Origin of the sequence: Bartonella sp. AP72JLCBS (assembly GCF_042195705.1) — a bacterium.
In the GTDB taxonomy this organism is placed as follows: Bacteria; Pseudomonadota; Alphaproteobacteria; order Rhizobiales; family Rhizobiaceae; genus Bartonella.
The window spans coordinates 1-12475 of sequence record NZ_JBHIOU010000022.1; the positions used below are offsets into that span (position 1 = coordinate 1).

The window sequence follows — 12475 nt, forward strand, 5'->3', positions numbered from 1 at the left end:
CCTCAGAGGCGGCTGTATTCGCAGAATTTGTCGTTGCTGTCACCGTGTCTAATGAACTCTTGACCTCTCCAAGCCCTCGCTTTGTCGTATCAGCCTCTTCTTTTGCTTGCTCCGCAACATTCATCGCTTCTTCCGCTGTTATCTTCGCAGTCTCAGCTACTTCCTTGGCTTCTACAACCAAAGGTTCTACCTTATCTGCCTTAACCTGCGCTGCTTCATAAATGATCAGATCAAATTCTGATAAACCGTATTTCTCTTGCGCATCCACAATCACTTGGATTAATTGGTAAGTAGCAAACACCACGGTCATTGCATTCGCTAAGACTTTATTTGTTTTTTTCAAAGCTTTTGAACATCAGTTGGTAGCTGATAGAGCCAAGATCTGAGACATCGAGTTCGACAACAGCATCTTTGTTTTACGACGCTTGCCAACTTATGTATCAGAATACACCACAAAGGAATGAAACAGTACTTCTGTATAGCGTGTCCATTCTCTTATCGTTTATGACATCAAAGCCAGAAAAGGCACGAGAAACAAAACACGCTCTCCAGTTCCGGCTATTTGTTGTGCTATCTTAAAGCTGGTAAAAATCTTCTCCGTTCCAAATGCCATAATAAGTTTGCCACGGTCTGCTTCTTTTTAATCATCACAGACTTTCTCATACTTTTGGATTTGTTGAAAAGTTATCCCTAATTGGTGCCCTAATTGCTTTTACGACATTCCCAGCATTTTTCTTTGAAAGCGATTTTTTGCCTATAGAAATGTCGTTAAAATGTGGCTTTTTGCTTTTCACTTTCAAGTCCCCCGCCGGTTGCGAGCACCCTCGCATTAGTATTCCGAGAGCCTGAAAGTATTGAATACGAACCAGATTTTTACTTTTAGTGCTCATAGCACCTAGACATAGAAAAATATCCCATAATTCCGAGACACCCACAGAGTGGGCTCATTTATGATCGAACTTTAGGGCTTTCAGACCCTACTAATCGCTGCGTAGACGAGCAAAATCACTCTTTAAGTAATAAAGTAATTTCAGGAGATTAGCAATCAAAATGAAAATAATCTCAAAGACTATAAGATTGAGCACTCTTCAAAAGAGGATAATGCGAAGGGCTGTCATCGTGGTTAGTCATTAACCCACATAATGCTTCTTTTCCAGAAAACGCAAAACGCGATATAAGAAAAAATGTTGTTTGCAAAGTTTTCTCTTGCCTATACAAAGAGAAAATGAAAAATTTGGAGGGCTCCCATGATAAATGACATCTACTGTGTTGGATACAATTATGTTGAACATGTTCATGAACTAGGTAATGTTGTTGAAGATGAACCTGTTATCTTTAGCAAGCCAAAAAGTTCACTCGTTTTAGGCAATGAAATTTATCTCCCTAATTTTTCCAAAGAAATACATTTTGAAACCGAAATTGTGCTCAAAATCTCAAAGGACGCTTTCATGATTATGGAGGCAGAAGCAGAAGAATGCTATGATGCCGTAGCAATAGGTCTTGATCTCACCGCGCGGGATTTGCAAACAAAACTGAAAGAAAAAAAGCTTCCTTGGCTTTTATCGAAAGGATTTAAAGGCGCTGCATACGTCTCTGACTTCATAAACAAGGAAAAAATAAACAACCCAATAACCTTTGCAATGAAGTTGAATGGCGAAACAAGACAAGTTGGCAATACGAAAAATATGATCTTTAGCTTTGAGAAGATAATCTCATTTTTAAGTCACTACATTCAGCTAAGACGTGGTGATCTCATATACACAGGCACTCCACAGGGTGTCGGAAAACTTTCTCAGTTTGACAGAATAGAATTGTATCTCGAAAATCAATTAATTTCAGAGCTAAAAGTAAAATGAATCATCAAATACTGACCTTTTTCATTGTTTCATTTTTTTTAGTCATCTCACCGGGGCCGAATATGGCCCTTATCATCGATAATGCAACGAGATTGGGAAGAAAGAACGCATTTGTAAACGTTTTAGGATTGTGTACAGCAACATATGTGCATGGGGCATTTTCCACACCTAGGTGTATCAGCGCTCATTCTCAACAACAAAACGCTGTTTTTTTTTAGTAAAACTCATGGGTGGCAGCTATTTATTATACATGGGCTTTAAATCAATTAAATCTGGAATACACAGCTTAAATTCAAAAGAAAGAAGTTCAACGAATGAAAAGCATGCTACGAGTTAAACAAAGCTTTTAACCAGCTATATGGACGGTTTTCTGACACAAATACTAAACCCCAAAGTATCTATATTTTACATAGCAGCTTTTCCAAAATTCTTAGCTTCTGGAGGTAGCATTAAAAAAGGTTTTGAACTTGTCACAATACATTCTTTCAACATCTTTGCATGGTTTACTTTAATGACCATTTTTATATCATTTGCCAGTACCGCCTTAAAAAAGCAGCGGGTAAAAGGCTCGATTAACATTGCGACAGGAACAGTTTTATCTTTGATAACAAATTGTAAAGTTAATAGAGCAATCTTTTCCTGATTCTGTCTCTCACTATGAATAGCTCAATCTCTAACAGAGCTTATACAATCCCCAGTTCTTTTTTTCTTTGTATAACTGAATTACGTTGCATTTCTTTATCATACTCTCAAGGACGTTTGTGTAAACAATGTAAGTTCCTCGCAACATTTTATAAAATGTTACCAATATCTAAACAAAATCCTTATTCATCACTTTTAAAAAAATAAGCTATGATATTCCTCTTTTCGTTTATGAAACAAAAGTAACTTTTTGATTTATGATAGCACCATACAAACAAAAAAATGATTTAAAAATCATTTTAATTTTCCATTAAAAATTGTTTCTTAAACTAAGATGAGAACTCTCGAGTGCTATTTGAGCAAAAAGTAAACTCTCACCATTATGAATAATAATAAATAATGCACTGATTACAAATAATAAGTTTCAAAAAATTATAAAAACTCCTGACAACTTTCTGAAATAATTTTAAAAGCCCCACGTCTTTTAATGAACAATTAATTTGTTATTCATAACAATAAAAAGCTCCCCATTCAAATATCTGTTACGTTATTTAAGAGGAAAACATTCTCTTTTTTCAAAACCATATTCCTAAAACATATTCTTTTCTTTATCCACACAAAATCATAAAAAACGTTTTTTTCCTTTACACCTCATTTATATCATGCTTCGATACAAAATAATGCTTTTTTAGTGTAATTTAATCTCAAAATAATTAAAGGGAACCCCCAAAAAATGAGCTACAAACAAAATTTAAAAGATAATTCTCAGAATAAGTTACAGCGTGGACTACACAACCGACATGTACAACTTATAGCCATTGGTGGTGCTATTGGAACAGGTCTCTTCATGGGGGCAGGAAAAACAATTAGTGTAGCAGGTCCTTCCATCATACTCGTTTATGCTATTATCGGTTTTGCTCTATACTTTGTCATGCGTGCTATGGGAGAATTGTTGCTTTCTAATTCACAATACCGATCTCTTATTGATTTTTCAACCGATATGCTAGGACCGGGAATCGCTTTCTTTGTTGGCTGGAGCTATTGGTTGAGCTGGGTTGTAACTGGAGCTGCTGACATTATTGCCATCATCACTTATATGAACTTTTGGTGGCCAACACTCAATCCATGGTTTACCGTTTTTACCTGCATTAGTGTCTTTTTAATCTTTAACCTCTTTGCCGTGAAACTATTCGGTGAACTTGAATTCTGGTTTGGTCTTATCAAAGTCGTCGCAATTTTAGCATTAATTGTTGTGGGATTTTATATGATCGTTACGGGCTTTACCTCTCCCAATGGTACGGTTGCTTCTCTCAATCACGTATGGAACGATGGCAATATCTTTCCGCGAGGAATGACAGGTTTTTTTGCTGGATTTCAAATTGCCATTTTTTCTTTTGTTGGTATAGAAATTGCTGGAACAACCGCTGCTGAAGTAAAAGAACCTAAAAAAGTTCTCCCCAAAGCAATTAATGCAATACCGATCCGTATTGTACTCTTTTACATTTTTTCTCTCGCTGTAATTATGTCTGTCACACCTTGGGATCAAATTGTTCCAGATAAAAGCCCCTTTGTCTCGATGTTTTGGCTTGCAGGCATTCCGATAGCTGCTGGCTTGGTAAACTTTGTCGTTATTACCTCAGCTGCCTCTTCAGCAAATAGTGGTATTTTTTCTACCAGCCGTATGATATATGGACTTGCAACACAAAAAGGTGCCCCTCCAATTTTAGGTAAACTTTCCAGATACCATGTTCCAGCCAATGCTCTATTCTTTTCCTGTTTATGTATTTTAATAGGGTATACAATTGCCTCACTCTCTCCAAGCCTCATAAGTGCTTTTACAATTGTGACAAGCATTTCAGCTATTGCATTTTTATTCGTATGGTCTGTAATTTTGATTAGCTATATTGTGTATCGTCGCAATCGCCCTCATCTACACGCTGAATCCATTTATAAAATGCCAGGAGGTGTTATCATGTGTGGGATAATTTTAGTTTTCTTTGTTTTCATGCTCTATTTGTTGACATTAGAAGCTGATACTCTACTAGCCTTAAAATATAGTATATTCTGGTTTGTTTTCTTAGGTATAATGTATTTTATGTTTGTAAAGAAAAAAATAACTCAAGGTAACAAATAAAGTCTATACATAAAAACATCTCAAAAAAGGGTAATTTTAGTTACCCTTTTTCTACTTAACCTCCTCCCCAAACATCAAAAAACGACGATTCCTACCGGCACCGGTTTGTAAACAATCCGGCTTATTAAGGGGGAATGCTGCTGATCATTTATATGGTTCACCTACATAAGGCTCTATGGGCTAGCCCTGCCCTGAACACTCACCACCCATTCTAAAAATACTTAATGCGTAAAATGTTATATGCTTTATATCACTACTCTACAAAACAGTATTTTACTGCACAATAGGATAAGAAACGAGCTATTCTGTAAAAAATTCTCTATAAACCTCACTGACATTGTTTACTAATAAAACATGAGATTTATCTAAAACTTCCCCCCCCCCCAAAAAATTTATATTCAATTTTTTATCAAAATTAAAAATATAGCTCTAAACAGAATATATCTTAATAGCTATCTGCAATAAAAAAAGATTCTATGAAAATATTTTTCTATTTGTAATAAATTTTAAATATTAATACTTAAATGTAAATTTTAAATATATTTTTTTAATGTTTTAAATAATAGTTTAACCATTTAAACTTATTTTATTTATATACAAAGTTTTATATTTAATAAATTTACAATTTTATTTATATTTTTATATAGATAACAATATCTATAAATAAATAATTTTAAATATAAAGATATTTATATAAAAATTACTATAAACAAATATACATAAATATAAATTATTATTTATATACATATAATAATAATATATAATATAAATTATATTATATATTATATATATTACTTATGTATAAAACATAAAAAATTAAAAAAATATAATACAATTTATCTTTTTTTCTTATATATAAAATAATTATTCCATTAATTAATAATGTTTTTGCTTTATTCACATATAGTCATAGAAAAAAATTCCTTTACTCCTTAACCATAGCGTGTTCCGATAGAAGAAATTACCTTTTTTAGGGTAATTTTTATTTAAAAATAACTAAGGAGAACTCCCCAAAAATGAACAAACAAAATTTAGAAAAAAAACCTAAGAAGAAATTGCAACGTGGACTACATAACCGACACATACAACTTATAGCCCTTGGTGGAGCGATTGGAACAGGTCTCTTCATGGGATCAGGAAAAACAATCAGTGTAGCAGGCCCCTCAATTCTACTCGTTTATGCAATTATTGGTTGTGCTCTATACTTTGTCATGCGTGCTATGGGAGAGTTATTGCTTTCTAATACACAATACCGATCTTTTATTGACTTCTCAACCGATCTTCTAGGGCCATGTGCCGGATTCTTTATCGGCTGGACATATTGGTTGTGTTGGATTGTCACTGGAACTGCTGAAATTATTGCTATTGTCACTTATACACACTTTTGGTGGCCTGAGCTCAATCCGTGGATTCCTGTTATAATTGGTCTTATGTCCTTTTTAATTCTTAACCTCGTCGCCGTAAAACTATTTGGCGAACTTGAGTTTTGGTTTGGTTTTATCAAAATCGTAGCAATTCTAGTCCTAATCGTTGTAGGATTTTATATGATCTTTACCGGTTTTGTCTCTCCAAACGGTACGGTTGCTTCTCTTAGCCATATATGGAACGGTGGGAATATTTTTCCGCGAGGAATTACAGGCTTTTTTGCTGGATTTCAAATTGTTATTTTTGCTTTTGTTGGCATTGAACTCGCTGGAACAGCTGCTGCTGAAGTAAAAGAGCCTCAAAAAGCTTTACCACAGGCTGTTAATTCAATACCAATCCGCATTGTATTCTTTTATATATTCTCTCTTCTTGTGATTATGTCTGTGACGCCGTGGGATCAAATCAGTCCAGAAAAAAGCCCATTTGTAACAATGTATGCACTTATTGGTATCCCAACTGCTGCAGGTTTGATGAACTTTGTTGTCCTCACAGCTGCCGCATCTTCAGCAAATAGTGGAATTTTTTCTACCAGCCGTATGATATATGGGCTAGCAACACAAAAAGGTGCTCCTAAATTTTTAGGAAAACTTTCTCGTAACCACGTTCCAGCCAACGCATTATTCTTTTCATGTATATGCATCTTATTTGGTTATGCCGTTGTATCGTTATCTCAAACACTCATAGCTGCTTTTACAATTGTTACGACAATTGCCGCAACTTTGTTTATATTTGTATGGTCTATCATTTTGATCAGCTATATCGTCTATCGCCGCAATCGTCCTCTCCAGCACACTGTCTCTCCTTATAAAATGCCAGGAGGTGTTGTTATGTGTTGGGCGCTTCTTGTTTTCTTTGCATTCATTATCTATTTATTGTCATTAGAAGCTGACACTGCCATAGCTTTAAAATACACTCCAGCATGGTTCATATTTTTAGGAATTGTATACTTTCTTTTTGGGAAAAAGAATTATGCAAAAAATTAAAAAATAAAGCTTATATTACAAAAAACATATAAAAAGGGTAACTAAAGTTACCCTTTTTATATTTATCTATAAAATTATAAAAGCTATTGACAAAATATCTCTGTAGAATCTTCAATTACGCTCTTTATCAACCAAAGCATTCGATTTTATCCAAGGCATCATAGAACGAAGTTTTTTACCCACTTCTTCAATAGGATGATTATCATTTAAACGCCGCATACTTTTAAAATGAGCAGCACCAGCTTTATATTCTTGAATCCAATTCGATGTAAATTTACCCGTTTGAATATCTTTCAATATACGTTTCATTTCTGCTCTGGTTTCATCCGTAATCACACGTGGACCAGACATATATTCACCCCATTCAGCTGTATTAGAAATCGAATAATTCATATTTGCAATGCCCCCTTCATACATGAGATCAACAATCAGTTTAACCTCATGCAAACACTCAAAATAAGCCATTTCCGGTGCATAACCTGCTTGTGTTAATGTTTCATAACCTGCTCGAATCAATTCAACAAGACCACCACAAAGAACCGCTTGTTCACCAAAAAGATCAGTTTCGCACTCTTCTTTAAATGTTGTTTCAATCACCCCAGCACGTCCACCACCAAGTCCACATGCATAAGATAATGCTACATTATGTGCATGCCCTGAAGCATCTTGCGCCACCGCTATTAAGCAAGGAACACCACAACCCCGTTGGTATTCATGACGAACTGTATGCCCTGGACCTTTAGGAGCAATCATCACAATATCAACGTTTTTTTTAGGTTCAATCAAGCCAAAATGAATGCTCAAACCATGCGCAAAAGCAATCGCTGCCCCATCGTGTAAATGATCATGAATATGTTCCTTATAAATATCAGCTTGCAATTCATCTGGTGTTGCCATCATAATGAGATCTGCCCATTTTGCTGCTTCAGCAACACTCACCACTTCAAAACCATCAGCCATGGCTTTTTTTACTGTTTCCGACCCTGAACGCAAAGCTATTTGCACATTTTTAACACCAGAATCTTTCAAGTTTAAAGCGTGCGCACGCCCTTGAGAACCATAACCAACAATGGCTACTTTTTTCCCTTTAATGAGATTAACATCCGCATCACGATCATAATAAACACGCATAAAAAATTCCTTCTTTCTCTATTTAAACTGGATTTCAGATTATTTTTATTCAATAAGAAACATTATCTACAGTGCACCACACACTTATAAAGACAAAAAACACCGCTTATAAGAACACAGCAATTGAATAATTTTAAAGTTTACATATTGCATAGAAAAAACTGTAGTCCCCAAACATTCCTAAAACATATACGGATCCCCAAATAAACTTCAACTGCTATTCTACAAAAACAATAATTACACAAAATAAGATTTCTAAAGAAAATTTAGCTAATATTCTACTCTTTTATCGTGCAACAAAACGCTATATTCTAAAAATTAAGATACAACATACAATCTTTAACATGAACCAAATCAATACGGATAGCAAGAAAAATTACAAAATAACAAGTATTGTTTTAATACAACCTTCAAAAGCATATACAACAATATCTTTAGAATAATAGAGAGGATGTTTTTACTTTTTACGTTCTTTAATATCCACGCCTCTCACACGAAGAAGCCCCCCATACGGCTATTATGTTATCCATTTATGGCACCTTATAAAAAAATTTTAATATGCTCAAGCCCTTTTCAAGAATTCCCTATAATAGTGTAAGATTTATTGCACATCACTCTCTTTACTTCATAAAGCTACAAGTCGATATCATCATTCTATTTAACAGCTCCTATTGCATTAAGCTTATTCATAAGGAGATTTTACGTTATACTATTTACAGATAACCCAAAAATGCGCTCAAATATCAAGAAAATTTGTGTATTGATCCATTAAAATCCTACGCACTCCTTTATAAGGGAAATACTTTCAAAACCCTATTTCTTCTCCATTCAAAGAAATTATAATAAGAAGATTTTAAAACTTCCTCATAATGGATAGTACAAATAAAAAACATCGCATACACTCAAAAACAAAAGATAGAAAGCAACCAATAAATAGAGGAACAATAGAATATTTATAATGCACGATAATAGTGCTATTTATCTCAACATATATAAAATTGTTTTTTAAGATAAATTGGCAAACCTCTATAAAAATTTCTTTTCCAATTTTTATAGAGAGAAAAAGATTACGATAATAACCGGATAAAACGCTGAACAGTCTCATGTATTCCATACTCTAATGCATCAGCAATGAGCCCATGGCCAATAGAAACTTCATCAAGCCAAGGAATATTTTTGACAAGAGCAGGAAGATTCATAAGTGTCAGATCATGCCCCGCGTTTATACCTAACTGCAACTCTTTTGCTCTTCTTGCTGCTAAAACAAGTTTATTGAGCTCTTGATCTTGTTTTTTTTTATCCTGAAATGCACCACCGTAAGGTCCCGTGTAAAATTCCACACGATCAGCGCCCATTGCTTTAGCAATATCAAGACCATCGACAGTAGGATTAGCAAAAAGGGATACACGAATCTTTCTGTTTTTTAAATTCTGAATAATAGGTGCTAAAAATTCTGCATCATGAGTAAAATTCCAACCATGATCAGACGTTGACTGATCTGGATCATCAGGAACAAGGGTAATCTGATCCGCATAGTTTTTAGCGATATCTAAAAATTGATCACTGGGATAACCTTCAATATTAAACTCAGCAGTAGGAAAAGTGTTCTTTATTAAACAGTATATATCTGGCAAATCCGAAAAACGAATATGCCTTTCATCAGGGCGCGGATGAACCGTCAAACCTGCTGCTCCAGCAGCAAGCGCTATATGCCCAATATTCGTTATACTTGGCCACGGAAGATTACGTCGATTACGCAAAACAGCAACAGCATTAAGATTAACCGAAAGTTTTACCGCCATACCCATTTCCATTTTTTATAGTGTGTAACAAGATAGAAAAAAGGCATTTTCCATCTGAAACTTAGATGATATACACATTTTTCTCTATCGAACAATCGTTAAACGCTCTGCTGCGCGCGTAATTCCCGTATAAAGCCAGCGCGCATACATATCACGAAATGCAAAACTTTCATCAAACAAAACGACATTATTCCATTGAGAACCTTGCGCCTTATGAACCGTTAATGCATACCCATAATCAAAATCATCATATCGCTTTTTTAATTGCCATGAAATTTCTTGATCAGGGTTTTCAAACGCTGCTTTTAAAAGTTTAATCTTTGCTACCCCACGCTCACTTTCTTCTGGTTTCACAAGAAGATTAATACTTGGTTTAACGGTCTCCTTCTGTGAAGTCATCACCTTCCATAAAGAGCCATTCAACAAACCTTTAATCGGATCATTTCGCAAACACACCAGCTTATCTCCCGCTTGTGGATAATCTGCTGTAAATCCCTTTAACACACGCAAACGCTGATTATAAAGGTGGCGTGTACGATTAACCCCTACCAAGACCTGATCAGCATCCAAAACCAATTGTTGATTGACCTCTTTACGTGTCACAACGCGCGCTTCTCCATAGTCACCATAAGCAATATCGCGTCCTTCACGTACATCCATAGCAAGACGTATAATCGGATTATCGCGCGCTTGCCGATGAATTTCTGAAAGAAGAAAATCTGGTTCCCCATTAGAAAAAAAGCCTCCACCTGATATAGGAGGCAATTGACCTGGATCACCAAGAACAAGAATTGGCGTTCGAAAACTCATTAAATCACGGGCCAATTTTTCATCTACCATCGAGCACTCATCAACAATAATGAGTTTAGCTTGTGCAGCAGCACTTCTTCGATTTAACGTAAATGTTGGAGCAATAGATTTTTTTCCTGTTATTTCATCGGAAACTTCCTCTTCACCACGTGGACAATAAATTAGCGAATGAATCGTACAAGCATTGCTTGCACCTTTAGAACGCAAAACCTGCGCCGCCTTCCCTGTAAAAGCAGCAAATTGAACAGAACCATCAACTGTCTCTGCAAAATAGCGCGCAAGCGTCGTCTTACCCGTCCCCGCATAGCCAAAAAGGCGAAAAAGAGGAGAACGCCCTTCCTTCAACCACGCGGCAACAGCCTTCAATGCATTATCCTGTTCCCGTGAAAACTGCATAGCTTACCAACATAAGATTTGCATAAAAAGAGCAGTATTTTGAAAAAAAACGACTATCAAGAAAAACCTTTTTATTAAGAATTGCTGACACACGCCCATCTAACAACTTTCGTAGCACAATTATCAATTATTTACCCATTGTTTTTTCAAGATATTGTAACAATCTAAATTTTATCTATACATCGATCTTCTTGGTAACACCTTATGCGTATCAAATAAAATATCATTTTTTACAACAGTAACACCAACAATGGAAGATGCATATCTTAAATTTAAAATAACACCTCTATACGCTTTTTCTAACCAAAATTTAGAATGAGAAAAAGAGCATTGCAATTGCAAAACCCTCACTAGAAAAAATGTCCTTAACAGGATAAAAATAATGTAATTTTTGAACGCTATTTTACACAATCAATCAGCTTTCTTGCACATAAAAATAAAGTACATCCACTATTACGAAATAATAATTAAATATGTCAAAAACCTTTTGGCAAAAATAGAAATAGCTCTCAACAAAACGACTTAATCCTATGATGATACACCTATAAAGTTCCTATCTCCCTCTTATCATGATTTTAATAAATTTACTCTTCATGCTACAAATATGTTATATCTCAACGAATAAAGAGAGACATCACGCTTATATGAAGCACGCTTTATCTCGCACAAATATGGAGCTTTTTCTGTTTCAACAATAAAATATGGTTCGTAAGTATGGCCTTCTTGGTAGTCTATTATAAGAAAACTGGGACATGGTTTCATGTCCAGCGTAGCATTTCAGGTTCGTCCTCTAGAATATGAGAAAAGCGCAATTCTCCATCGACTGAGTCAAACTTTTTCTTTTTGTCACAATGTTTTAAAGTTTATAAAAACTAACTGATTAATGCTATTCTTATTGCTAGAAATAACAAGACCTCTTTTTATCTATATAGATAATTGATTTTATATATCTTTTTTAAAGTACGGGATACGTGGATAAAAGTTAGGGAATAGGATTTTCTAACATTTCTCTATAAAGCACGCTTCGCACAATGTTTCTAATGTTTCTTTGAAGTCTGCTAACGCTTCTTGATGTAAGCCATCTAAAAGTCTCATAAACGCAACAACAGTTTCACGTTGCAACGGAGTAGAAGGTTTTATTATGATGCTTTTTCGACAAGAATAGGCTTCTTTTTTTAAGAGAGAAGCCATTGCTTTATCTAAACCATAAAGCTCTATGATCTTTTCCTCCAGTCCTACAGGAACAGATTTTTTGCCAATCTCGACAGAAGATAAAAATGCTACAGATATGTCTAA

Annotated in this window: 9 protein-coding genes and 1 pseudogene; 4 read left to right on the plus strand and 6 right to left on the minus strand. The window is 34.9% G+C overall.

Translation table 11 applies throughout. The annotated features are described in order from the left end of the window. Both ACFILO_RS08490 and ACFILO_RS08495 read right to left on the minus strand, forming a co-directional pair. A partial coding sequence (locus ACFILO_RS08490) for a hypothetical protein (protein ID WP_375678132.1) occupies positions 1-343 on the minus strand: 343 nt, incomplete at its 3' end. A 372-nt stretch (positions 344-715) separates the two neighbouring features. Continuing rightward, positions 716-890 (minus strand): annotated as a pseudogene (locus tag ACFILO_RS08495) (transcriptional regulator); the annotation flags it as partial. Between the two features lie 357 nt (positions 891-1247). Here ACFILO_RS08495 and ACFILO_RS08500 point away from each other — a divergent pair. From ACFILO_RS08500 to ACFILO_RS08515, 4 genes are all read left to right on the plus strand, one after another. Further along, the gene (locus ACFILO_RS08500; protein ID WP_375678133.1) at positions 1248-1856 is read left to right on the plus strand and encodes a fumarylacetoacetate hydrolase family protein; all 609 of its coding nucleotides are present in this window, start codon (positions 1248-1250) and stop codon (positions 1854-1856) included. 358 nt (positions 1857-2214) lie between these two features. Continuing rightward, the gene (locus ACFILO_RS08505; RefSeq protein WP_375678134.1) at positions 2215-2499 is read left to right on the plus strand and encodes a LysE family translocator; all 285 of its coding nucleotides are present in this window, start codon (positions 2215-2217) and stop codon (positions 2497-2499) included. A gap of 732 nt (positions 2500-3231) precedes the next feature. Then, positions 3232-4632 (plus strand): amino acid permease, encoded by a 1401-nt coding sequence (locus ACFILO_RS08510; protein WP_375613396.1) that lies wholly within the window; start codon positions 3232-3234, stop codon positions 4630-4632. A 1016-nt stretch (positions 4633-5648) separates the two neighbouring features. After that, on the plus strand, positions 5649-7040 hold the full coding sequence (locus ACFILO_RS08515; protein ID WP_375612029.1) for an amino acid permease: 1392 nt from the start codon (positions 5649-5651) through the stop codon (positions 7038-7040). A 111-nt stretch (positions 7041-7151) separates the two neighbouring features. On the opposite strand, the gene ilvC is transcribed toward ACFILO_RS08515, so the two are convergent. The 4 genes from ilvC to ACFILO_RS08535 form a co-directional block, all read right to left on the minus strand. Then, positions 7152-8171, minus strand: a complete 1020-nt coding sequence (gene ilvC / locus ACFILO_RS08520; RefSeq protein WP_375612028.1) for a ketol-acid reductoisomerase — start codon at positions 8169-8171, stop codon at positions 7152-7154. A gap of 1067 nt (positions 8172-9238) precedes the next feature. Then, positions 9239-9973, minus strand: coding sequence for a pyridoxine 5'-phosphate synthase (locus ACFILO_RS08525; RefSeq protein ID WP_375632585.1), 735 nt, complete (start codon positions 9971-9973; stop codon positions 9239-9241). A gap of 84 nt (positions 9974-10057) precedes the next feature. Beyond that, entirely contained in the window at positions 10058-11179 is a 1122-nt protein-coding gene (locus ACFILO_RS08530) for an ATP-dependent RecD-like DNA helicase (RefSeq protein ID WP_375612026.1), read from the minus strand. Positions 11180-12178: 999 nt separating this feature from the next. Further along, the coding region (locus ACFILO_RS08535) for an XRE family transcriptional regulator (protein ID WP_375678135.1) at positions 12179-12475 on the minus strand (297 nt) is incomplete at its 5' end.